The following is a 21,276-nucleotide window of genomic DNA, read 5'->3' as shown; positions in this document are numbered from 1 at the left end:
GGGCCTGGGCGGATCGGCGTCGGACGATGGATCAGTCGCCCGCGTCCCGCTTCAGGTCGGCCAGGTACGTCCGCCGCCCGGTGACCGCGTCGCGCACCTTGTCCACCACGCCCAGCGCCGGCTCGACCACCCGGTTCCACGGCGGGGTGGCCGGCGTACCCGGGTGCGGGCGGGTGGGGGCCGCCTCCTCGGCGATCTCCCACCGGTTGCCCAGCCGGATCAGCTCCGCGTCGGTGGCCACCTCACGCAGCGGGGTGATCAGCGCCGACACCGCCTCGACGTGCCGGCGGACCCGCGCGGCGACGTCCGCCAGCGCCGGGTCGTCCGGCCCGGCGAGCACCTTGAGCGCGCCCAGCAGCGCCGCGTCGGCCGCCAGTTCCCGGTCCACCCGCTCGGCGCTCTCGGGCAGCGCCGCCCGCGCGGCGGGCAGCAGGTACTGCTCCTCGGCGGAGAGGTGCCGCGAGATCGCCGCGGTCAGCACCTCGGCCACCTCCCGGCGCCGCTCGGGGCTCAGCCGCTGGTCGGTCACCTGGTCGGCCAGGCCGAGCAGTTGCCGGTGCTCGGTGTCGGCGATGTCGGCCATGCTGCGCCCGCCGGGCCGGTAGGCGTCGTCGGCGGTGGGCGGCAGGGGCGGCAGCGGGACGGTCATGGGGCCCTCCTCGACGGGCGGCCGGAGCCTGGGGACGGCCGGCGCGACGGGCGGTGCGGGGTCGCCGACGCGGTACCCGTACCGCAAGATCGTGAAACGGGCACGGCCCGGGAGTGCCGCGCGGACCCCGACGCGCGCGAGCGCCGGCCGGGCCGCCGCGACAGCCCGCCCGACTGGTAGAAAGAGCCGATGACGAGCGACCCCGCCTCCGCCCGACCCGACCCCACCGACGAGGTCGTGGAACTCTGCCGCGACCTGCTGCGCATCGACACCACCAACACCGGTGACAACGCCACCAGCGCGGGGGAGCGGCTGGCCGCCGAGTACGTCGCGGAGAAGCTGGCCGAGGTCGGCGTCGAGTCGCAGATCCACGAGTCGGCGCCCGGGCGGGCCAACCTGGTCGCCCGGATCCCCGGCACCGATCCGGGCCGGGACGCCCTGCTGGTGCACGGCCACCTGGACGTGGTGCCCGCGGACGCCGACGAGTGGTCGGTGCACCCGTTCTCCGGGGAGATCCGCGACGGCTACCTGTGGGGCCGGGGCGCGATCGACATGAAGGACTTCGACGCGATGGTGCTGGCCGTGGTGCGGGACTGGCAGCGCACCGGCGTCCGCCCGCCGCGCGACATCGTGCTGGCCTACACCGCCGACGAGGAGGCGGGCAGCGACTACGGCGCGCACTTCCTGGTACAGCGGCACCGGGAGCTCTTCGACGGCTGCACCGAGGCGATCGGCGAGGTCGGCGGCTTCTCCTACGCCATCGACGACGCGTCCCGGCTCTACCTGATCGAGACGGCGGAGAAGGGGCTGGACTGGCTGCGGCTGCACGCCAAGGGCCGCCCCGGGCACGGGTCGTTCATCCACGACGACAACGCGGTCACCGCGCTCGCCGAGGCGGTCGCCCGGATCGGGCGGCACCGCTTCCCGGTCACCGTCACCCCGACCGTGCGGGCCTTCCTCGAGGAGGTCTCCGACGTGCTCGGCGTCGAGCTGGACCCGGACGACCCGGAGGCGGCGATCGCCAAGCTCGGCCCGATCGCCAACATCATCGGGGCGACGATCCGCAGCACCGCCAACCCGACCCGGCTCGCCGCGGGCTACAAGGACAACGTCATCCCCGGCCGGGCCACCGCCACCATCGACTGCCGCAGCCTGCCGGGGCAGTCGGAGATGCTGGAGCGCCAGCTGCGCGAGCTGGTCGGACCGGACATCGACATCGAATACATCCAGCGCCAGCCGGCCCTGGAGACCACCTTCGACGGTGACCTGGTCGAGGCGATGTCGGCGGCGCTGCGCGCGGAGGACCCGGGCGCCCGCCCGGTGCCGTACATGCTCTCCGGCGGCACCGACGCCAAGGCGTTCTCCCAGCTCGGCATCCGCTGCTTCGGGTTCGCGCCGCTGCGCCTGCCGGCGGATCTCAACTTCTCCGCCCTGTTCCACGGCATCGACGAGCGGGTACCGGTGGACGGACTACAGTTCGGCGTGCGGGTCCTCGACCGGTTCCTGCGCACCTGCTGACCGGGTCCGTCGCCGGACCGCATCCTCCCCATCGCGAAGGGACTCCCTCATGACCGACCAGCACGGTGAGCTGGACGCTGCTCTGGAGCGCGTGATCGACGCCGCCCGGGCCCACCTGACGGCCGTGCGCGCCGCCCAGGGCCGGATCGACGACGACGGCGTCTGGCAGGCGTACGTGGCGTTGAACAACGCCTCGTACGCCTACGACGAGCAGCTGCTCGACGCGTTCGGCGAGGTCACGCCGTGGGACGTCGAGTCGATCGACCCCGACGAGGCCGACGAGCGGTTCGGCGGCGCCGAGGGTGTCGAGGCCAGCGACCCGCACCCGGCGGTGATCTCGGTGCGGCAGCGCCGCGACTACCGGGTGCCGAGCGTGTCCGCGCTGATCCGGATCGCCGAGGCGGCCCGCCGCGAGGGCACCCCGGAGGAGGACGAGCCGGCGCCCGTCGAGGGGGTCGGCGAGGCGGTGCTGGAGCTGCTGCAGAGCGGGGACGGCTCGCTGAGCGCGCTGGACGTGCCGGAGCTGGAACCGCTCGACGGCGTGGTGATGGTCAGCGAGGTGGGCACCCCGGTCGACCTGGAGTCCTTCGACGACGACGACCCGGTGGGCCCGTTCCAGCCGGCCGCCGACGACCGTCTCGTCGGGCGGCTCGACGAGCACCCGTTCCTCGACGAGGACGACCACGACCACGCCGGACACCACCACTAGGCCACGACGCGCCCGGGGCCCGACCGAGCGGTCCGGCCCCGGGCGCGTGGGCCCCCGACCCGGGTACGCCGGGCGGCGTGCCCGCCGTCAGTAGGACAGACCCGGCTGCGGCTGGTTGACCCGCCGACGGCGCAGCACGACCTGCCGCGTGCCGTCCCGGAACAGCCGCACCCGGGCCAACTCCCAACCGGAGAACTCCGCCTGGATCGCCAACTGCGCCGCGGCGGTCAACCGGTCGACGTTCGGCGGCAGCCGCAGCGGCGCGTATTCGTAGTCCATGGACCTATGCTGCCCAGCCCGCAGGCCGTCCGCCACCCCCTCCCGCGTGACCCGCGCCGCGTGTCGGCCACCCCCGGCGCCGCCACCGCCCGGCCCGGCACCGCTCGCCCGGTTTCCACGGGTATGCGTGCGGCGTCCCTCGGGGCACCCGGCCGCGCCGCCACGCCCCTATGGTGCGCTCGTGACGACCGTCCGGCTGGAACCGATGACCGAGGCGCAATACGCCCGCTACCGCGAGCGGGCGGAGGCCGACTACGCCGACAGCATCGCCGCCAGTGGTCTCCTGCCCCCGCCCGAGGCGCGGGACAAGGCGCGCCGGGACTACGTCCGACTGCTCCCCGACGGCCTGCGCACCGAGGGCCACCGGCTGTGGACCGCCTACGCCGGTGACGACGAGATCGGCGTGCTCTGGCTGCACCTCGAGCGACGCTCGGACGGCCTGCACGCCTTCGGCTACGACTTCGAGGTCCGCGCGGACCTGCGTCGGCGCGGCCACGGCCGGGCGATGGCGCGGGCGGCGGAGCAGCTCTGCCGGGAGCTCGGCGTGGTGTCGATCGGGCTGAACGTGTTCGGCCACAACTTGGGCGCCCGCGCCCTGTACGAGCAGCTGGGCTACGAGGTCACCTCCGTGCAGATGGCCAAGCGGTTGTGACGGGCACCGCCGCGTCGGCCGCGGCCGGTCGGTACCGACGGGGTCTCCCCCCGCCGCGCCCCGCCGTACCATGCGCCGGTGCCGCTCACCATGATCGTGACCCGACCACGCCGTCGCCGCGTCGCTCCGCTGTTCCCGCGAGTCGTCGCCGCGCTGGTCGTCCCGCTGCTCCTCGCCGGCTGCGGCCTCGTCGTCCGGCCCCGCCCCGCCGCCGCGCTGCGGTTCGAGTTCGCCGCCACCACCGGGGACGGGTACATGAACCAGGTACTCACGATCGTCAACGACGGCAACCGGGTGCTCGCGCCGACGCTGGAGTTCACCGCGCTGGACGCCGCCGGGCGCACGCTGCCCAGCGTGCGGGTCGCCTCGGTCTTCGGCAGCGACCGGGGGCGGCTGGTCGTCCCGCCGGGCGCCAGCATCGACGTGCTGACCTTCACCGGTGCCGGAGCCCGGGCGGCCGCGGACGTGACCGTCTCGGTGCGCACCGCGGAGCCGGTGGACGCCCCGGCCGTGAACGTCGAGCCGGTGGTGACCCCGGTGGACGACGACGGCCGCGTGCTCGACCGCAGCAGCCGGTTCACGGGGGTGTCCCTGCGCAACGACGACAGCGAACAGATGAGCGTCCGGCTCGTGTACATCATCTGGACCGACCCGCCCGCCGACGAGCGGCAGCAGGCCGAGCGGGTGGTGCCGGTCGGCGACCTGATCGTCCTACCGCCCAAGCACACCACCCTGGTGCCGGTGACCGGGGAGGCGCGGGCCGCCGTGGCGGATGCGGCGGGCCGTGTCCCGACCAGCATCAAGGCGTACCTGTCCCGTTAGCCCCTCCGGTCCGGCCGCCGCTCGCCGCGTGGACCGGCCGGCTGCTGCCCGGCAGCGGTGCGGATATCACGCCGACGAGGCGGCGCGGTTGTGCGCGCCGAGGGCGAGCCGTGACCCCTGCTCGGCCGACCACGGCCGGGAGCACCGCCGGTCGGGGTGCCGACGGTGGGGTCACCGGCCGGTCGGGTGCCGACGACGCGACCAACGCGAGCGTCCGGCAGGCGACCGCGCCGATCCGGCGGGTCCGAGGTGCGGCGGGGACGCCGGTCAGCGGCCGGTGCTGCCGGGTTCCTCGACGGTGACCGGGGCGAGCGGCCCCCGCGGATCGGTCAGGTCGTTCGCGGCGAGCAGCGCGGCCAGCGCCGGGGCGGTCAGCGTCAGGCCGTGGGCGGCGCCCGGGTCGACGGCGAGGCCCCAGCCCGGGTCCGGCCAGTCCGCCAGCAGGTCGGCGGCGGACAGCGCGACGAACGGCACCCCGACCCCGGCGAAGGCGGTCAGCGCGTCCGCCGAGGTGAAGACCGGCAGCAGCGGCGCGCGGTCGGCCCCGAGGACGACCGTCCACGGAAAGTCCCGGTCGGGCGACGGCTCGCCGGCCAGCGGTACGCAGACCGGGCCGGCGGCGAGCACCCCCAGGTAGCGGGGCAGGTCGTGGGCGGCCGCCGCCCGCGCGAGCAGCTCGGCCGGCGCCGGCTCGGACGGGCGCGACCCGCCGCCGTCCGCGACCGCGCTCCCGGGCACGGCGCCGTCGACGGTCACCGCGTCTGCCCCCACCTGCGCGGGGACGCCGGCCTCGACCGGCGCGGGGACGCCGGCCTCGACCGGCACGGGGACACCGGCCTCGACCGGCACGGGGACACCGACGCTGGCCGGCACGGGGACACCGACACCGGCCGGTGCGGGCGCGCCGACACCGGACCCGGCTGCGCCGGTCACCTCGACGCCGGTCGCCGTCGGCGGCTCCGCCCCGCCGTCGGGCGGGAGCACCCGGCAGGAGAGCACGGCCGGGTCGGCGGTCAGCGCGACGGCGGCGGTCCGGGCGGCGAAGCCGCTCCACCAGTGCAGGCCCTCGGCGGTACGCGGGGTGGCGTACCACCAGTCGCTGTCGTCGCCGGGCCGCCAGCCCAGCTCGGCCAGCCGCTGCCCCTCGTACCCGGGGCAGTGGCCCTCGACGGTGTCGCGGCGCACGGACAGCCGGAGCCGGCGCGACCCGGCGCTGAGTTCCACGTCGGTGTCCCGGTCGCAGGCGACGAGCGTGCGGTGCAGCCGGGCCACGATCTCCGGCCAGCCGGTCGCGGTCACGCCGGCGGCCTCGGCAGCCGGGCGTCCAGGGTGCCGAGTCGGGCGACGGCCTCCTCCAGGCGGCCCAACGCCGCGAAGTCGCCCGGCTTGCCGAACAGCTCGGTCAGGCCCGCCCCGAGCGTCGCGTCGAGACCCTCGGTGCGCTCGTCGAGCTGGGCGGTCGCCGCCGCCCGGGCCCGCCGGTACGCCGCCAGCACCATCGCCGCCAGGTCGGTGGTGCCGGACCGCAGCGCCGCCGGCTCGAAGGTCAGGTCGGTGAGCCCGCCGGTGGCGTCCACGGTGGCCGACACCAGGCCCGTGTCGTCGGTGGCGGTGCCGTCGACGTCGTCGAGGCCGGCGTGCAGGCCGGCGAAGCGGCGTTCGATCTCGGCGAGCCGGCCGGCGAGCGCGTCCAGACCGGACAGCGGATCAGTCATGCGGACTTCCTCCCCCTTGGTTCCTCCTCGGGCCGGGGTGGCGGCCGGAGGCCGGGGAATCGTATCTTCGACCCGCGTCGGATGTGGGGGAGGAACGGCGATGGCAGCTGACATCGAAGTGGACGTGACGGCCGTGAAACGGCTGGAGGCGGCCGCCACCGGAGTGGCCAACGCGCTGGGCGCGCTGGAGAGCCGGGTGGTGGCCGCGGGTGACCTGCCCGACGGCGCCTTCGGACACCTGCCGTTCGCCAGCGACATGCTGCGCGCCAAGTACGCCGAGCAGGTCGCCGACGGCACGACGCTGTTCCGGGCCGGTCAGGACGCGTTCACCCGCGTCGGGGCGGCGCTGGGATCCACCGCCGAGTCGTACGAGCGCAACGAGCAGGACATCGACTCCGGTTTCCGGACGCTGCGCGAGGGGATGGGCCGGTGAGCGGGCCCGCCGGCAGCGCCGTCCAGCTCTGGAACGGCATCGACAACGCGCTGTCCGGTGTGGAGGACGTGGTCGACAGCGTCTGCCGGACCCTGGCCTGGCCACTCATCCAGCTGGTCGACATGGTCGACGGCGAGCCGGAGGCGCTGCGCGCCCGGGCCGGTGACTGGGACGCCCTCGCCGCCCAGTTGCGCGAGCTGGCGCTGAGCCACCGCGGCGTCCGCGAGGCCGAGCAGCCGGGCTGGCGGTCGCCGGCGGGTGAGGCGTACGGCAAGCGCCTCGCCGAGGTCGAGCAGCAGCTGTTGGACGTGGCGGGGCAGTTCACCGCCACCGCCGAGTACCTGCGCGGGGTCGCCGAGGCCCTGCAGATCGTGCACGAGGTGCTGGTCGACCTTTGCGTCGAGTTCGTCAACTGGATGCTGGTCACCCTGGTGACCGCCCTGCTCATGGCGCCGTTCACCGCCGGGGCGTCCTGGGCGGCCGGCATGGCGGTCACCGTGACCCGCGGCATGATCGTGCTCACCCGGTCGCTGAAGATCATCCGTCCGCTCGCCACCCACCTGCAGAAGGTCATCCGGCTGCTCCAGCGGGTCATGCTCTACCTGCGCAAGCTGCGCAACCACCTGGACAAGCTGGTGGACAAGCAGAAGGCGCTGCGGATGGGGCAGAAGGCGATCGACAAGCGGCGCGCCGCCGGCAAGGCCGACAAGTGGTTCCACAAGATCACCGACCCGGCGAAGGGCACCTTCAAGCTCGGCAAGTCCGGGTCGCCGTTCGACATGGGGACGCTGGAGCGGGCCGGCGCCCTACGCGCGCACGGCCTGGCCGACGGCGGTCGGATGATCGCCCGGAACTGGGCCACCAACCTGCCCTGGAACGTGCCGAACTCGGTCGTGCACGGAGCGGTGTGGGGCGGCACCGCCCTGGTCAGTGGCCTGTCGGTGCCCGGCTCCGACCTGGTCCAGGACGAGATCGGCGACGTGGTGCAGGGCGGCGCCGACTGGATCGACCAGAATGTCTTCGGGCAGCCACCCGCCGAGCAGCAGCCGGCGGGTCGCTGACCGGCGACGGAGGAGGTACGGCGTGACGGGTGCGTGGGGACGGCTCGGGCGGCTCGGCGACGCGGTGCGCGACGGCGCGCGGGTGGCGCGCGACCGGGCCCGCGCGCTGCGCGACGAGTTCCGCACCTCCGACGAGCCGGAGCGGGCCCTGGTCGCCCCCCTGGTGACCGGGCAGGAGCTGCGCTACGTCGGCCTGGCGCCGGTGCGGGCGCACGAGACGCACCGGGCCGGCAGCCAGTTCGTCGACCACGTCGGCACCGAGGTCGCCGAGGCGCTCGACCCCCGGGCGCTGTTCGGGCTGCTGAACATCGTCAACCCGGTGGTCTGGGTGGAGGCGGTGCTGACCCCGGTCCGGATCGTCGCCGGGGTGCTGCTGCTGCCCGGGAAGGCGGCCGCGCTCGCGGCGGGGCTGCCCGAGGCGGCCGGTCGGGACGTGGACGTCGAGCCCACCCCGGCGGTCCCGCAGCCCCGGCCGGTGCTGCCGCTCACCGCCGAGCAGGAGGCCTTCCGGGCGCTGTTCCGGCTCAGCCGCCACCGCCCGCTCGCCGACCAGCTCGTCGAGATCGCCTACCGCCGCCGGTACGTCTTCAGCGGCGACCTGGCCACCCTCGCCGGCAGCCTGCTGCTGTTCCTGGAGCGCTACACCGGCACCCCGCTCGCGGTCACCGACACCCACCTGCACCTGCTGCGGATGGGCCGCCGCCCGAACGAGGGCCGGCCGGACCGGCGCGAGCCCCGGCTGCTGTGGAGCGTCGAGCGGCGACGGATCACCCGGATCGACTGCGACCACGGGTCCGCGCGGCTGATGCAGTTCCCGGCGACCCTGCACTTCGACGACGGCTCGTGGATCCGGATCGTCAACCCGGCCACCCGCGACGACCAGGCCCGCTTCCTGGCTGCCGTCCGGGAGATTCCCGGCGACCGCCCCACCCTCGACTGATCCGCCCGCCGGTGCCCCCGGCCGCAGCCTCAGCCGTCGCGTTCCGGGTAGCCCACCGGCACCGCCGAGACGTCGTCCAGCGCCGTGGTGATCTCCGCCGGCAGGGTCATCCGCTCCACCTGGAGCGCGCCGAGGAGCTGCCCGATCGTACGGGCGCCCAGGATCGGCGCGGTGACGCCCGGCCGGTCCCGGATCCAGGCCAGCGCCACCTCCATCGGCGACACGCCCAGCCCGCCGGCGGCGGTGGCCACCGCCTCCACGATGCTGGAGCAGCGCGGCTCCAGGTAGCTGGCGACGAACCGTTCGAAGTGCGGCGAGGCGGCCCGCGAGTCGGCCGGCCGGCCGTGCCGGTACTTGCCGGTGAGCACCCCACGGCCCAGCGGGGACCAGGGCAGCACACCCAGCCCGAGCGCGCCGCAGGCCGGCAGCACCTCCCGTTCGACGCCCCGCTCCAGCAGCGAGTACTCCACCTGCGCGGCGATCACCGGGGCGCGCCCCGGCCAGGCCGCCTGCCATGCGGCGGCGCGGGCGGTCTGCCAGCCGGAGAAGTTCGACACGCCGACATAGCGGACGCGGCCGCTGGCCACCGCGTGGTCCAGCGCCGCCAGGGTCTCCTCCAGCGGCGTGTCCGGGTCGTACCCGTGGACCTGCCACAGGTCGACGTAGTCGGTCGCCAGGCGGCGCAGCGAGGCGTCCAGGGTGCGCAGCAGATGCCCGCGCGAGCCGTCCCGGCGCCGGCCGCTGCCCGGCCGCAGCCCCGCCTTGGTGGCGATGAGCAGCTCGTCGCGGGGGACCAGGGCGCCCAGCAGCGAGCCGAGCACCGACTCGGCGTCACCGTCGCCGAAGACGTCCGCCGTGTCGACGAAGTTGCCGCCCGCGTCGAGGTAACTCTTCAGCTGGGCGGCCGCGTCGTCGGCGTCGGTGTCCCGGCCCCACGTCATGGTGCCGAGCGCGAGCCGGGAAACCGCCAGCCCGCTTCGGCCGAGCGGTCGCTGTTGCATGGGTGAACCTTATTTCGAACCTGGCGTCACGGATATCCTCGCTCCCGTCATCTCTGCCGGCCACGTCGCCGATCCGACCGTGGCCGGGCCCCGCGCTGGTCGCCGGGCAACCCGGCGGGGCCCGGGTGAGCCGGTGATCGGGTCCACCGGCGGCATTGCGTACCCTGGTGCGACCTGTGGTGCGGATGGGGGAGGATCCAGTGCGACTCGGGCTCAGCCTCGGATACCAGACGGCGTGGAGCACGCCCGCCGACCACCTGGCACTTGCCCAGGAGGCGGACCGGCTCGGTTACTCGGTGGTGTGGGCGGCGGAGGCCTACGGCTCCGACTCGCCCAGCATGCTGGCCTGGATGGCCGGCCAGACCCAGCGGATCGACGTGGGCAGCGCGGTGATGCAGATCCCCGCCCGGACCCCGGCCATGACCGCGATGACCGCGGCCACCATCGACGCGCTCTCCGGCGGCCGGTTCCGGCTCGGCCTGGGCGTCTCGGGGCCGCAGGTCTCGGAGGGCTGGCACGGTGTGCGGTTCGCCAAGCCGCTGGCCCGCACCCGCGAGTACGTCGACATCGTGAAGCTCGCGGTGGCCCGCAAGGAGGTGGCCTACGACGGCGAGCACTACACGCTGCCGCTGCCCGACGGCCCCGGCAAGGCGCTGCGGCTGGGCTTCCACCCGCCCCGCGAGCACATCCCGATCTACCTGGCCGCCGTCGGCCCGAAGAACCTGGAGCTGGCCGGCGAGATCGCCGACGGCTGGCTGGCCGTCTTCTACGCCCCGGAGTTCGCCGAGGAGCAGCTCGCCTCGGTGCGCGCCGGCCGGGCGAAGGCCGGCAAGGAACTGGCCGGCTTCGACGTGGTCCCCTCGGTGCCGGTGGTGGTCGGCGACGACATCGCCACCTGTGCCGAGCTGGTCCGCTGGTACGCCGCGCTCTACGTCGGCGGGATGGGCAGCCGCCAGCAGAACTTCTACAACCAGCTCGCCACCCGGATGGGCTACGGCGACGCCGCCCGTGAGGTGCAGGACCTCTACCTGGCCAAGCGCCAGCGCGACGCGGCCGCCGCGGTGCCGATGGAGTTCATCGACCGCACCTCGCTGCTCGGCCCGAAGGAGCGCATCGCCGAGCGGCTGCGCGAGTACGCGGCGGCGGGCGTGACCACCCTCTCGGTGACCCTCTTCGTCGCCGACCGGGACAGCGGCGTGCAGACCCTGCGTACCGTCGCCGAGGCGCTGGAGCTGTCCGGGGTCGGCGAGTGACCTGGGTCGAAGCCATCGTCCTGGGCATCGTCCAGGGACTCACCGAGTTCCTGCCGGTCAGCTCGTCCGGACACCTGCGGATCACCTCCGCGATCTTCTTCGACCGGGACGCCGGCGCCTCCTTCACCGCGGTGACCCAGCTGGGCACCGAGGCGGCGGTGCTGATCTACTTCGCCAAGGACATCTGGCGGATCACCCGCACCTGGCTGTTGGGCCTGCGGGACCGCTCGGTGCGCGCCAGCCTCGACTACCGGATGGGTTGGTACGTGATCGTCGGCTCGATCCCGATCGGGCTGTTCGGCTTCCTGTTCAAGGACCAGATCCGTACCGCCGGCCGCAACCTGTGGGTGGTCGCCACCACCCTGATCGTGTTCGCCTTCGTGCTGGCCTTCGCCGAGTACTGGGGGCGGCAGACCCGCACCCTGGAGAACTTCCGGCTGCGCGACGGCGTGGTGATGGGCTTCGCCCAGGCGATGGCGCTGATCCCCGGGGTGTCCCGCTCCGGCGGCACGCTCACCGCCGGACTGCTGCTCAACCTCACCCGGGAGGCGGCGGCGCGGTACTCGTTCCTGCTGGCCATCCCCGCGGTGGTGATGTCCGGGATCTTCAGCGTCGGTGACGTGTTCGAGCCGGCCGCGCCGGGCACCTCGGTGCCGAGCGGGGCGCAGATGGTGGTGGCCACCGCGATCGCCTTCGCCATCGGCTACGCCGCGATCGCCTGGCTGCTGCGCTACGTGGCCCACCACACCCTGTACGTCTTCGTGCTCTACCGGGTGGCGCTCGGCACGTTGGTGCTGTCGCTGCTGCTGACCGGCACCATCAACGCCACCTGACCGCCCGACCGATCGACGGCCCCCGCCACCGCCCTCCCCGGGCACTGGCGGGGGCCGTTCGCTGTCCGGGCTCGGCGGTTCTCCGGATACGCCACTGGCCAGCGCCCCGGGATGGGGTGCCGGCCAGCGGTCTTGCTGTCGTGCTGCCGTTCGGTGGTGCGGGTTGTCAGCTGTTCCAGTGCTTGGCGACGAGGTCGGCGGCCTGCTGCTTTCACTGCGCGTAGGCATCCCACACGGCCAATCGGGGGAACGGCCTCAGCGGGTGTAAGGACCTCGTCCGCGCTTGCAGGAAAACCAAGGGGGAAAGTCTTCGGGTTCGGCGACTTCACGGGCGGGGCCTCGTGGCGCCGGATCTGTATAACGACCGCCGGCCGGGCATCATTCCGGGCCGGGCCCACCCATCGTGTGGGTGCTGGTGCGGTCGTTCGGGGATGTGTAACAAAGCCGGGCCGGCCCCGATTCCGCCGCCGGGATGCCCCCGGTCACACCCCAGACCCGCCAGACCGGGCCGGACAGTGCCCGGGCGGGACATCGACCTCACCCACGCATATCGGACAGGCCACCCACACGTGACGGGACCCCAGTCGGGCACTTAAACCCCTGACAATCGCTGTCACGGCCGTTGGGGCCGGTCAGGCCGCCGGCGACCAGCGAGCGAGGAACACGCGGCTCTCGGCTCCAAGCTGTTACTTACGTCATCTTGCTTCAATCTCGAACCCCATAATATGGTTTCCATATCGTACGGGAAACGGAAAGATGCTCGAGTCAATGCCGGTGCGCCGAGGGGGCATCCTCACGATCTTGATTACCGGGCGACGGGCTACGTCGGCCGGGAAGGTCGTCAAGCAACTGCTTCGGGCCGCCCACCGACACCGTGGAACTGGTCCTCCGTCCCGCGCACTCACCCAGGCCGAACGGGCCGCCGAGCACGCCGCAAGTTTCCACAACTGACAGGAGCAAATTCATGAGGCTAACGATCTTCGCAGCCACCGGCGGCATCGGCCGGCACCTGCTCGAACAGGCCGTCGCCGCGGGCCACGACGTCACCGCGGTCGTACGCAACCCCAAGAGCCTGCCCCGGCAGGCCGGACAGGTGCGCGTCATCACCGCCGATCTGACAGCGGCGGACCCGGCGGTGCTCGCGTCCGCGGTTGACGCAGCCGACGCGGTCCTGTCAGGACTCGGACCGCGCAACCCGAGGACCGAGGCGGGCATCGCCTCGCAGGGCACGCGGGCCATCGTGGCCGCGATGCAAGCCACCCACGTACGACGCATCGTCGTGGTCAGCGCCGCACCGGTCGGCACGGTGCCCTCGCCCGGCCGGCCGAACCCGCCGAAACATGATCCGGGAGACGGGTTCTTCATGCGGCACCTGGGCGCCCCGTTTGCGGGAGCCATGTTCCGCGCGCACTACACCGACCTCGCGCTGATGGAGGACATCCTTCGCGACAGCGGGCTGGACTGGACCATCTCCCGACCGCCGAAACTGACCGACAAGCCCCTGACCGGCGTCTACCGGACGGCGTACGGCCAAAACATCCGAGGTGGTTTCTCTGTCTCGCGCGCCGACGTCGCGCACCACATGCTCCGCGTGCTCGGCCAACCAGAAACGATCAAGCACGTCATCGGCATAGCCCACTAGAGAAGAGAAACCATGGCCGACAGCGTGCTTGCTACCACCGTCCGTTTCGTGAGCCTACTCTTCGGGGGTCTTTCGCAGGGTTTCTCATCACTGTCCTCGTGATCGAGTCAACCCTGCCGAACTCCGATTCCCAGGTCTACACCCAGGTTCGTCACGTGGAGCTCGTCCATCTGGACGGCCTCGCCACCGCCACCCTCGTTCCGACGCTGATAGCCACGGCGGTCCTGGCCTTTCTCGCTGCCCGTATGAGGGGACGCGCGTTCTGGCTGACACTGACAGCGCTCGTGCTACTGGTGACCGTCCTCGCCACGTCGCTCGTAGTCAACGTTCCGATCAATCACGACCAGCTCACGTGGAACGTGCAGGCACCTCCGACGGACTGGGCGAGCGTGCGGGATCGCTGGCAGATCGCCCACGCCTTCCGAACCGGCGCCGCCCTGCTCGCGTTCGGATGCCTGGCAGTGGCGGCGCTGGGACGGGTCCGATCCAGGAACAGCCGGCCGCCGGGGCGTGGGTGTGGCACCGACACTGCCACTGGGCGCGCATCGTCACCCGATGCACGCCGCCGCTGACCTGTCGCTGCCCGGGACAGCTCGGCTGGTCGCGGAGTTCCTTGACCGCCTCGACCTGCACGACGTCACCCTCGTGGGCAATGACACCGGCGGGGCGCTCGTCCAACTGCTCATCTGCGACGGCGCCGCACGCGTGCGACGCGTTGTGCTCGTGTCCTGCGAGGCGTTCGACAACTTTCCACCAGGGCTGACCGGCAGGACGCTCATGTTTGCCGGCAAGCTCTGGCCCTGGGCGTTCGGGGTGTTCATGCAGCAGATGCGGCCCCGGCCGCTTCGGCGACTCCCGATAGCGTTCGGATGGCTCACCATGCGGGGAGACGCTGCCACCATCCGACGGCTCAAGCCGGTCATGACCAGTCCTGAGATTCGCCGCGACGCGGTGCGAGCACTGCGAACAGCATTCGCCGACACGCACCTGATGCTGAAGGCGGCCGAATACCTGCCGACCTTCAACCGTCCTGCCCTAGTCGTCTGGGCACGCGGCGACCGTGTAATGCCACCTGAGCACGGCCGGCGCCTCGCCGACCTCCTGCCCCAAGGACGACTGGTCGAGGTGGACGACAGCTATACGCTCATCCCTTTGGACCAACCCGCGAGGCTCGCCCGGATCATTCAAGACTTCACCATCGAGATGCGTCCGTGAAAGAAGCGATGCGACCCTCAACACGCGAAGACCTCGCCCGGGCCCCGCCGCAGGAGGAGAAATCCGCCAGCCCGGGTACGGGGCGGTACCCTGTGCCGGGCGAGGTGGTGCCCCGCCCCGCGCGACGTGTACCCCGCCTCCTGTGTTCAACAGCCAGTACAATACGGGGACCGGAAGATACGACTTCGAGGCAAGGCCAGATGACTCCCGCGACACCGGATGGTGCCCCCGCCAAGCGACGTCGGCGGCGACTGGCCACCGAGATCAAGGAGTTACTGCGCGAGCTGAGCATCCAGCTGTCCCTGCTCAACCACCAGGTCGGCGCCCACGTCGACCTCAGGCAGGTCGACCTCGCGTGCCTCGATCTGATCAACCGTCACGGCCCGCTCAGCCCGAGCGCCGTCGCCCGACGTGCCGGGCTGCACCCCGCCACCATGACCGGCATCCTCGACAGGCTCGAACGCGGCGGCTGGATCACCCGTGAGCGCGACTCGACCGACCGCCGCGCAGTCGCTCTCCGCGCCCTGCGCGACCGCAACGCTGAGCTGTTCGGCCTCTACTCAGGAATGAACGGCTCGATGGACCAGATCTTCGCCGAATACGAGGAAAACCAACTCGAACTACTCGCCGACTTCCTGCGCCGCACAACCGACGCCGGGCGGGCCGCCACCGACGATCTTGCCGGCGACTGAGGGCGAGGTGTGCCGGCGTCCCCCTCGCCCGACGGCGGAAACCCCACTCAGCTGCTCCCGCTGATCGCCAAGGTCCCGCCAGTGCGCGGCAGTCGCGGACGCCCGCGCAAGCGGCCCGGCGAGACCCAGCGGCGGGCCGAGTGGTGAGCCTGCACTTCTTCAACCCGGCGCGTCGCCGGCGGTGCCGTGCGGGCTGCAACCGGACATTCGGGCGGTACCGGCCTCGCGCCCGAGTACCGAGGTCAGGTTGAGGCGTGGACCGACTCGTGTGGCCGGGTGCGGCGTGGCCGGCGGTGGCGCGAAGGGAGGCCCTAGGGTGGTCAGCGTGGCGACCCTTCTGCTTCTGCGACACGGCCGGACGACGGCGAACGCCGACGGCGGGCTGGCCGGCCGCCAACCGGTCGAGCTGGACGACACGGGCCGGGCCCAGGCCACCGCGGTCGGCGAGCGGCTGCGCGCCCTGCCCCTGGCCACCGTGGTGACCAGCCCGCTGATCCGCTGCCGGCAGACCCTGGAGCTGGCGTTGCCGCAGGTGCAGCCGGTGGTCGAGGAGGGCCTGATCGAGTGCGGCTACGGCGCCTGGGAGGGGCAGCCGCTGAAGAAGCTGGCCAAGGAGCCGCTCTGGCCGGTGGTGCAGCAGCACCCGAGCGCGGTGGTCTTTCCCGAGGGCGAGTCGATGGCGGCGATGGCGGCGCGGGCGGTCGCCGCGGTGCGCACCTGGGACGCCGCGGTCACCGCCGAGCACGGGCCGGAGGCGGTCTGGCTGGCGTGCAGCCACGGCGATGTGATCAAGGCCATCGTGGCGGACGCGCTCGGCGTACACCTGGATCTGTTCCAGCGCATCGTCGCGGACCCGGCGTCGGTCACCGCGATCCGCTACACGCCGCTGCGGCCCTTCCTGGTCCGGCTCAACGACACCGGCGGTGACCTCGCCGGGCTGGTGCCGCCGCCGCGCAAGCGGCGCCGGCGGGCGACCCGGCCCACCGACTCGGACGCCGCGGTCGGCGGCGGCGCGGGGGCGGCCGGGTGACCGGACCCCGCCACGCCCGGCGCGGCGCGAGCGGCCGGCGGCGTTTCGCCCTCGGCTGAACCACCCTCGGTGCGGTGCGCGACGCCTCCGTGTGCCGGATAGGGTCGTGGGTATGACCCACCAGGTGCACGCTTTCGAGCCGCCGGAGCGGTTCGTCGCCGGGACCGTCGGGCCGCCGGGGGAGCGTACGTTCTTCCTCCAGGCGCGCGGCGGTGGCCGGCTGGTCAGCGTCGCGCTGGAGAAGGTGCAGGTCTCCCTGCTCGCCGAGAAGCTGGAGGAGCTGCTCGCCGAGGCCCAGCGCCGGTTCGGCGTCGACCTGCCCGAGGCCGCGCCCACCCTCGTCGGCGACAACGACCCGCTGGACACCCCGGTCGACGAGGAGTTCCGGGTCGGCACCCTCGGCCTGGCCTTCGACGTCGACAGCGCGACCGTGGTGATCGAGGCGATCGCCGCCGGCGAGGCGGAGGTCGAGGTCGAGCTGGGCGACGAGGAGGACGACGACGAGGACGACGTCGAGGAGCCGGACGAGGACCTCGACCGGCTCCGGGTGCGGCTGACCCCCGAGGCGACCCGGGAGTTCATCGAGCGGGCCCGCCGGGTGGTCAACGCCGGCCGCCCGCCCTGCCCGCTCTGCGGCCAGCCGCTCGACCCCGCCGGGCATCTCTGCCCGCGGCACAACGGTTACCACCGGTGACCTCGTCGGAGTTGCAGCCCCGCCAGGACGGCAGCGCGGCGCTCCGGCTGCTGCGCGACGGTGAGCTCGCCCTGGAGGGGCGGCTGGTCGACGCCTCCAACACCACCCTGCGCGGGATCCTGACCCTGGGCGGGCGGACGGCCCGCTGCGTCTACAAGCCGGTGCGCGGTGAGCGGCCGCTCTGGGACTTCCCCGACGGCACCCTGGCCGGCCGGGAGGTCGCCGCCTACCTGGTCTCCCGGGCCACCGGCTGGGACCTGGTGCCGCCGACCGTGCTCCGCGACGGCCCGTTCGGCCCCGGTTCCTGCCAGCTTTGGATCGACGAGCCGGACGACGCCGAGCCGCTGGTCGGCTTCGTACCCGCCGAGGCGGTGCCGCCGCGCTGGTTCCCGGTCGCCGCGGCCCGCGACGACGACGGCGCCGCGTACGCCCTGGCGCACGCCGACGACCCGCGGCTGGCCCGGCTGGCGGTGCTCGACGCGGTGCTGAACAACGCCGACCGCAAGGGCGGCCACGTGCTGGTGGGCGCGGACGACCGCCTCTACGGGGTCGACCACGGCGTCTGCTTCCACGTCGAGGAGAAGCTGCGCACGGTGCTCTGGGGTTGGGCCGGCCGGCAACTCCCGCCGGACGCGGTGGAGATGCTCGACGTCCTGGCCGGTCGGGTCGCCGGTGAGCTGGGCGAGGAGCTGTCCGCCCACCTGACGATCGGGGAGATCGCCGAGCTGGCGGCGCGGACCGACCGGCTGCGCGAGGCCGGGCGCTACCCGCAGCCCCCGCAGGACTGGCCGGCGATGCCCTGGCCCCCCATGTGAGTCGCTGTCACGTTGATCACCCGTGGGGGTGCCTGCCCCCCACCTGACGGCTCGTTAGGCTGATGGTCATGGAGTCTTGGGCGGGACACGAGGTGCCACGGCTGCCGGGCGGCGGCGGGCCACTGGGCTTGTACGACTCGGCGCGGCGCGGCGTCCACCCCAGCCGCCCCGACGGCGCGGCCACCATGTACGTCTGCGGCATCACCCCGTACGACGCCACCCACCTCGGCCACGCCGCCACCATGGTCACGTTCGACCTGGTGCAGCGGATGTGGCGCGACGCGGGGCTGGATGTCCGGTACGTGCAGAACGTCACCGACATCGACGACCCGCTGCTGGAGCGCGCGGCGCGCGACGGCGAGGACTGGAAGGTCCTGGCCATGCGGGAGACCGCGCTGTTCCGGGAGGACATGGAGGCGCTGCGGATCATCCCGCCGGCGCACTACGTCGGCGCGGTGGAGTCGATCCCGGACATCGCCGAGAAGGTTCTCGTCCTGCTCAAGGACGGCGCCGCGTACCGGCTCGAGGACGGCACCGGCGACATCTACTTCGACGTCAACGCCGCGCCGGAGTTCGGCTACGAGTCGAACCTGACCCGCGAGCAGATGCTGGAGATCTTCCCGGAGCGCGGCGGCGACCCCGACCGGGCCGGCAAGCGCGACCCGCTCGACCCGCTGCTGTGGCGCGGCGCCCGCGAGGGCGAGCCGTCCTGGCCCGGCGGTGAGCTGGGCGCCGGCCGCCCCGGCTGGCACATCGAGTGCGCGGTGATCGCGCTGAACCTGCTCGGCGACCGGATCGACGTGCAGGGCGGCGGCAACGACCTGCTCTTCCCGCACCACGAGTGCTCCGCCGCGCACGCCGAGCGGCTCACCGGCGAGGCGCCCTTCGCGGCCCACTACGTGCACGCCGGCATGATCGGCCTGGACGGCGAAAAGATGTCGAAGTCCCGGGGCAACCTGGTCTTCGTCTCCCGGCTGCGCGCCGACAAGGTCGACTCGATGGCGGTGCGGCTGGGCCTGATGTCCGGGCACTACCGGGCCGACCGCGCCTGGACCGACGACCTGCTCACCACCGCGCAGGCGCGCCTGGACCGCTGGCGGCGGGCCGCCGCCGCGGCCGCCGGGCCGTCCGGGGCGGATTTCCTGGCCGGGGTACGCGCCCGCCTCGCCGACGACCTCGACACCCCCGGCGCCCTGGCGCTGGCCGACGACTGGGCCGACCGCGCCCTGGCCGGTGCCGGCGACGACCCGCAGGGGCCGGCCCTCTTCGCGGACACCGTCGACGCCCTGCTCGGCATCCGCCTCTGAGCTGGCCGGGCGCCGGCCGCCCGGGCTCGCAGCTCCATGATCCAGTCGCATTCACCGACACCGCCGACGGCGTGTCGTCTGGGTGAATGCGACTGGATCATCAGCTCACCACTGCTGAACCGGCCCCGCCATGCTCACCGTCAGCCGAGTACCAGGCCGGGGTCCGGGTCCTGGTCCGGGGCGGGGGCGGGGATCTTGTACTCCTCGGTGAGGGTGGTCATCGGGCCGGGCCAGGTGGCCTGGGCGACCTCGATCGGCTTGCGCTTCTCGTCGTAGGCGACGTGCAGCAGGTGCAGCACCGGGGTGTCCGGCCGGATCTGCAGGGTCTCGGCCTCTTCCCGGCTGGGCTGGCGGGCGCTGATCGTGTCGGTGGCCGAGACGTACCGGCGGCCGGTGGCCTCCTCGGCCTCCTGGTAGAGCGGGCGGCCGAACGCCTCGGCCCGCTCCAGCGAGGTGCCCGCGGTGTCGGCCGGGAGGAACCAGGAGGCGCCCACCTCCACCGGCGAGTCCTCGGCGCGTACCAGGTGCCGGCGGCAGAGCAGCTCGGTGCCGTCGGGCACCCCGAACGCGTCGGCGACCTCCGGCGGGGCGGGGGAGCGGCCCACGGAGACCAACTGCTGCCGGTACCGCGCGGCCAGGTCGGTGTGGTAGCCGCGGAAGCCGCCGTAGCGGCCTCGGGAGAGCCGGTTGAGCCGGCGCCGGGTGCCCCGCACGTACGTACCCGAGCCGGGCCTGGTGATCAGGATGCCCTCGACCCGCAGCTGGTCGACGGCGCGCTGCACGGTCTGCTTCGCCACGCCGAACATCTCGGCGATGGCCGGGATCGACGGCAGCCGCTCGCCCGGCGCCCAGTCGCCGCGGCGCACCTGGGTCTTGAGCTGCGCGGCGATCTGCCGGTGCGGGAACTCGGCTGCCCCCGGGTTGATCTGCACACCCGCCTCCTCATACCACTAGGTTCCTAGGATGCCCTAGAGGACGTGACCGCCGCCACCCCCGACACGCACGCAGATCGGCCCCGGACGCGAACGTCCGGGGCCGATGCGACGAGGATGGGGCTGTTACCAGGAACCGGCCGTGGGGCCGGCGGAACCACCCCGGCGGCGCAGGTACTTCTCGAATTCCTGGGCGATCTCGTCCCCGGTCAACGGGGTGATGCCGGCGTCGCCGACCCGCTCCTCCAGCTCGCGGACGTACTCACCGAGCTCGGCGTCCTGCTCGGCGGCGCCGCGCACCCGCTGCTCCCACTCGGCGGCTTCCTCGGCCAGGTCGGTCATCGGCACCGGCAGGTCGAGCACGTCCTCGACCCGGTGCAGCAGCGCCAGGGTGGCCTTCGGGCAGGGCGGGTTGTTGGCGTAGTGCGGCACGTGCACCCAGAACGACACCGCGTCGACCTCGGCCCGGGTGCAGGCGTCCTGCAACACCCCGACGATGCCGGTCGGCCCGTCGTAGCGGGTGGGGGTGAGCTGGTAGCGCTGGGCGGCCTCGGCGTCGGAGGCGCTGCCGCTGATCGGCAGGGGACGGGTGTACGGCACGTCGGCCAGCAACGCGCCGAGCAGCACCACCCGCTCGACCTCCAGGCTGTGGCAGATCTCCAGCACCTGCTCACAGAAGGTGCGCCAGCGCATGCTGGGCTCGATGCCACGGATCAGCACCACGTCCCGTTCGGTGCCCTCGGGGCTCGCCACCATGAACTTCGTGGTGGGCCACTCGACCCGCCGGGTCTCACCCTCGGCCATCGTGATGGTCGGACGGCTGACCTGGAAGTCGTAGAAGTCCTCCGGGTCCAGCTCGGTGACCGGGCGGGCCTGCCAGACCTGCTCCAGGTGTTCCAGGGCGGCGGTGGAGGCGTCCGCGGCGTCGTTCCAGCCCTCGAAGGCGGCGATCGCCACCGGGGACCGCAGCACCGGCAGCCCGTCGAACTCGGTCACGCCGTCACCCCACCCTGCTCGTCTCCGACGGCGCCGGGCGCCGACCCGGTTCTCCGCCCGCCGTGCACGGTGGCGTCCCTGATGTCCT

At 73.3% G+C, this 21,276-nt stretch carries 24 protein-coding genes and 1 pseudogene; 18 read left to right on the top strand and 7 right to left on the bottom strand.

Going from position 1 to position 21,276, the window contains the following annotated elements:
• Positions 1-31: 31 nt before the first annotated feature.
• Complete coding sequence (locus GA0074696_RS19185; protein ID WP_088962368.1) at positions 32-649, bottom strand: hemerythrin domain-containing protein; 618 nt, start codon at positions 647-649, stop codon at positions 32-34.
• Between the two features lie 189 nt (positions 650-838).
• Between GA0074696_RS19185 and GA0074696_RS19180 the strand changes: the two genes are divergently transcribed.
• On the top strand, positions 839-2,167 hold the full coding sequence (locus GA0074696_RS19180) for a M20/M25/M40 family metallo-hydrolase (protein WP_088962367.1): 1,329 nt from the start codon (positions 839-841) through the stop codon (positions 2,165-2,167).
• A gap of 49 nt (positions 2,168-2,216) precedes the next feature.
• Positions 2,217-2,876 (top strand): hypothetical protein, encoded by a 660-nt coding sequence (locus GA0074696_RS19175; RefSeq protein WP_088962366.1) that lies wholly within the window; start codon positions 2,217-2,219, stop codon positions 2,874-2,876.
• Between the two features lie 87 nt (positions 2,877-2,963).
• Here the strand turns inward: GA0074696_RS19175 and GA0074696_RS19170 are convergent, their stop codons facing one another.
• Entirely contained in the window at positions 2,964-3,155 is a 192-nt protein-coding gene (locus GA0074696_RS19170) for a DUF5703 family protein (RefSeq protein WP_053655860.1), read from the bottom strand.
• A 181-nt stretch (positions 3,156-3,336) separates the two neighbouring features.
• Here GA0074696_RS19170 and GA0074696_RS19165 point away from each other — a divergent pair, with 181 nt between their 5' ends.
• On the top strand, positions 3,337-3,807 hold the full coding sequence (locus GA0074696_RS19165) for a GNAT family N-acetyltransferase (RefSeq protein ID WP_157746025.1): 471 nt from the start codon (positions 3,337-3,339) through the stop codon (positions 3,805-3,807).
• A 78-nt stretch (positions 3,808-3,885) separates the two neighbouring features.
• Positions 3,886-4,629: a hypothetical protein gene (locus GA0074696_RS19160; protein WP_088962364.1), complete on the top strand. Its 744-nt coding sequence runs from the start codon at positions 3,886-3,888 to the stop codon at positions 4,627-4,629.
• 267 nt (positions 4,630-4,896) lie between these two features.
• On the opposite strand, the gene GA0074696_RS19155 is transcribed toward GA0074696_RS19160, so the two are convergent.
• On the bottom strand, positions 4,897-5,928 hold the full coding sequence (locus tag GA0074696_RS19155; protein WP_088962363.1) for an SseB family protein: 1,032 nt from the start codon (positions 5,926-5,928) through the stop codon (positions 4,897-4,899).
• Positions 5,925-6,344 carry a YbaB/EbfC family nucleoid-associated protein gene (locus tag GA0074696_RS30875; protein WP_157746023.1) on the bottom strand — a complete coding sequence of 140 codons (420 nt, stop codon included), beginning with the start codon at positions 6,342-6,344 and terminating at the stop codon, positions 5,925-5,927. Before GA0074696_RS30875 ends, GA0074696_RS19155 begins: the two co-directional genes overlap by 4 nt.
• Positions 6,345-6,444: 100 nt before the next feature.
• Here GA0074696_RS30875 and GA0074696_RS30870 point away from each other — a divergent pair, with 100 nt between their 5' ends.
• Genes GA0074696_RS30870 through GA0074696_RS19140 form a run of 3 tightly spaced genes read left to right on the top strand, consistent with a single transcriptional unit; the run spans position 6,445 to position 8,778 of the window.
• Positions 6,445-6,777, top strand: coding sequence for a hypothetical protein (locus GA0074696_RS30870; protein ID WP_157746021.1), 333 nt, complete (start codon positions 6,445-6,447; stop codon positions 6,775-6,777).
• Positions 6,774-7,838: a WXG100 family type VII secretion target gene (locus tag GA0074696_RS19145; protein WP_088962361.1), complete on the top strand. Its 1,065-nt coding sequence runs from the start codon at positions 6,774-6,776 to the stop codon at positions 7,836-7,838. Before GA0074696_RS30870 ends, GA0074696_RS19145 begins: the two co-directional genes overlap by 4 nt.
• A gap of 22 nt (positions 7,839-7,860) precedes the next feature.
• Positions 7,861-8,778 carry a hypothetical protein gene (locus GA0074696_RS19140; RefSeq protein WP_088962360.1) on the top strand — a complete coding sequence of 306 codons (918 nt, stop codon included), beginning with the start codon at positions 7,861-7,863 and terminating at the stop codon, positions 8,776-8,778.
• 29 nt (positions 8,779-8,807) lie between these two features.
• Here the strand turns inward: GA0074696_RS19140 and GA0074696_RS19135 are convergent, their stop codons facing one another.
• Positions 8,808-9,779 carry an aldo/keto reductase gene (locus tag GA0074696_RS19135; protein ID WP_088962359.1) on the bottom strand — a complete coding sequence of 324 codons (972 nt, stop codon included), beginning with the start codon at positions 9,777-9,779 and terminating at the stop codon, positions 8,808-8,810.
• Positions 9,780-9,979: 200 nt separating this feature from the next.
• On the opposite strand from GA0074696_RS19135, the gene GA0074696_RS19130 reads away from it, so the two are divergent.
• The 11 genes and pseudogenes from GA0074696_RS19130 to mshC all read left to right on the top strand — a co-directional run bounded on the left by GA0074696_RS19130 (position 9,980) and on the right by mshC (position 19,260).
• The gene (locus tag GA0074696_RS19130) at positions 9,980-11,032 is read left to right on the top strand and encodes an LLM class F420-dependent oxidoreductase (protein ID WP_088962358.1); all 1,053 of its coding nucleotides are present in this window, start codon (positions 9,980-9,982) and stop codon (positions 11,030-11,032) included.
• Positions 11,029-11,865, top strand: coding sequence for an undecaprenyl-diphosphate phosphatase (locus GA0074696_RS19125; RefSeq protein WP_088962357.1), 837 nt, complete (start codon positions 11,029-11,031; stop codon positions 11,863-11,865). The genes GA0074696_RS19130 and GA0074696_RS19125 overlap by 4 nt, the downstream gene beginning before the upstream one ends.
• Positions 11,866-12,829: 964 nt before the next feature.
• A complete protein-coding gene (locus GA0074696_RS19120; protein WP_088962356.1) occupies positions 12,830-13,507 on the top strand; it encodes an NAD(P)-dependent oxidoreductase in 678 nt (225 codons plus the stop codon).
• 98 nt (positions 13,508-13,605) lie between these two features.
• Positions 13,606-14,079, top strand: coding sequence for a DUF1772 domain-containing protein (locus tag GA0074696_RS19115; RefSeq protein ID WP_197700756.1), 474 nt, complete (start codon positions 13,606-13,608; stop codon positions 14,077-14,079).
• Positions 14,063-14,722, top strand: a complete 660-nt coding sequence (locus GA0074696_RS19110) for an alpha/beta fold hydrolase (RefSeq protein ID WP_088962355.1) — start codon at positions 14,063-14,065, stop codon at positions 14,720-14,722. The genes GA0074696_RS19115 and GA0074696_RS19110 overlap by 17 nt, the downstream gene beginning before the upstream one ends.
• 200 nt (positions 14,723-14,922) lie before the next feature.
• A complete protein-coding gene (locus GA0074696_RS19105; RefSeq protein ID WP_088962354.1) occupies positions 14,923-15,414 on the top strand; it encodes a MarR family transcriptional regulator in 492 nt (163 codons plus the stop codon).
• Between the two features lie 33 nt (positions 15,415-15,447).
• Positions 15,448-15,537, top strand: a pseudogene (locus GA0074696_RS32645) (IS5/IS1182 family transposase); the annotation flags it as partial.
• Between the two features lie 193 nt (positions 15,538-15,730).
• Positions 15,731-16,444, top strand: coding sequence for a histidine phosphatase family protein (locus GA0074696_RS19100; RefSeq protein ID WP_088962353.1), 714 nt, complete (start codon positions 15,731-15,733; stop codon positions 16,442-16,444).
• Positions 16,445-16,556: 112 nt separating this feature from the next.
• A complete protein-coding gene (locus tag GA0074696_RS19095; RefSeq protein WP_088962352.1) occupies positions 16,557-17,138 on the top strand; it encodes a DUF3090 domain-containing protein in 582 nt (193 codons plus the stop codon).
• Positions 17,135-17,953, top strand: a complete 819-nt coding sequence (locus GA0074696_RS19090) for an SCO1664 family protein (RefSeq protein WP_088962351.1) — start codon at positions 17,135-17,137, stop codon at positions 17,951-17,953. The genes GA0074696_RS19095 and GA0074696_RS19090 overlap by 4 nt, the downstream gene beginning before the upstream one ends.
• Before the next feature lie 68 nt (positions 17,954-18,021).
• A complete protein-coding gene (gene mshC, locus GA0074696_RS19085; RefSeq protein ID WP_088964676.1) occupies positions 18,022-19,260 on the top strand; it encodes a cysteine--1-D-myo-inosityl 2-amino-2-deoxy-alpha-D-glucopyranoside ligase in 1,239 nt (412 codons plus the stop codon).
• Positions 19,261-19,400: 140 nt separating this feature from the next.
• Here the strand turns inward: mshC and GA0074696_RS19080 are convergent, their stop codons facing one another.
• On the bottom strand, positions 19,401-20,192 hold the full coding sequence (locus tag GA0074696_RS19080; RefSeq protein ID WP_088962350.1) for a GntR family transcriptional regulator: 792 nt from the start codon (positions 20,190-20,192) through the stop codon (positions 19,401-19,403).
• A gap of 126 nt (positions 20,193-20,318) precedes the next feature.
• Positions 20,319-21,188, bottom strand: coding sequence for a PAC2 family protein (locus GA0074696_RS19075; protein ID WP_088962349.1), 870 nt, complete (start codon positions 21,186-21,188; stop codon positions 20,319-20,321).
• Positions 21,189-21,276 lie beyond the last annotated feature (88 nt).

Origin of the sequence: Micromonospora purpureochromogenes (assembly GCF_900091515.1) — a bacterium.
Taxonomy (GTDB): Bacteria; Actinomycetota; Actinomycetes; order Mycobacteriales; family Micromonosporaceae; genus Micromonospora; species Micromonospora purpureochromogenes.
Note: the sequence above shows the minus strand (reverse complement) of the source record. Positions and strands in the feature narration are given on the sequence as shown.

Excerpts from the sequence above, each read along its gene's own strand:
- GA0074696_RS19185 (WP_088962368.1), bottom strand. The coding sequence starts at position 649 with ATGACCGTCCCGCTGCCGCCCCTGCCGCCCACCGCCGACGACGCCTAC.
- GA0074696_RS19180 (WP_088962367.1), top strand. The coding sequence starts at position 839 with ATGACGAGCGACCCCGCCTCCGCCCGACCCGACCCCACCGACGAGGTC.
- GA0074696_RS19175 (WP_088962366.1), top strand. The coding sequence starts at position 2,217 with ATGACCGACCAGCACGGTGAGCTGGACGCTGCTCTGGAGCGCGTGATC.
- GA0074696_RS19170 (WP_053655860.1), bottom strand. The coding sequence starts at position 3,155 with ATGGACTACGAATACGCGCCGCTGCGGCTGCCGCCGAACGTCGACCGG.
- GA0074696_RS30875 (WP_157746023.1), bottom strand. The coding sequence starts at position 6,344 with ATGACTGATCCGCTGTCCGGTCTGGACGCGCTCGCCGGCCGGCTCGCC.
- GA0074696_RS30870 (WP_157746021.1), top strand. The coding sequence starts at position 6,445 with ATGGCAGCTGACATCGAAGTGGACGTGACGGCCGTGAAACGGCTGGAG.
- GA0074696_RS19135 (WP_088962359.1), bottom strand. The coding sequence starts at position 9,779 with ATGCAACAGCGACCGCTCGGCCGAAGCGGGCTGGCGGTTTCCCGGCTC.
- GA0074696_RS19120 (WP_088962356.1), top strand. The coding sequence starts at position 12,830 with ATGAGGCTAACGATCTTCGCAGCCACCGGCGGCATCGGCCGGCACCTG.
- GA0074696_RS19110 (WP_088962355.1), top strand. The coding sequence starts at position 14,063 with ATGCACGCCGCCGCTGACCTGTCGCTGCCCGGGACAGCTCGGCTGGTC.
- GA0074696_RS19105 (WP_088962354.1), top strand. The coding sequence starts at position 14,923 with ATGACTCCCGCGACACCGGATGGTGCCCCCGCCAAGCGACGTCGGCGG.
- GA0074696_RS19095 (WP_088962352.1), top strand. The coding sequence starts at position 16,557 with ATGACCCACCAGGTGCACGCTTTCGAGCCGCCGGAGCGGTTCGTCGCC.
- mshC (WP_088964676.1), top strand. The coding sequence starts at position 18,022 with ATGGAGTCTTGGGCGGGACACGAGGTGCCACGGCTGCCGGGCGGCGGC.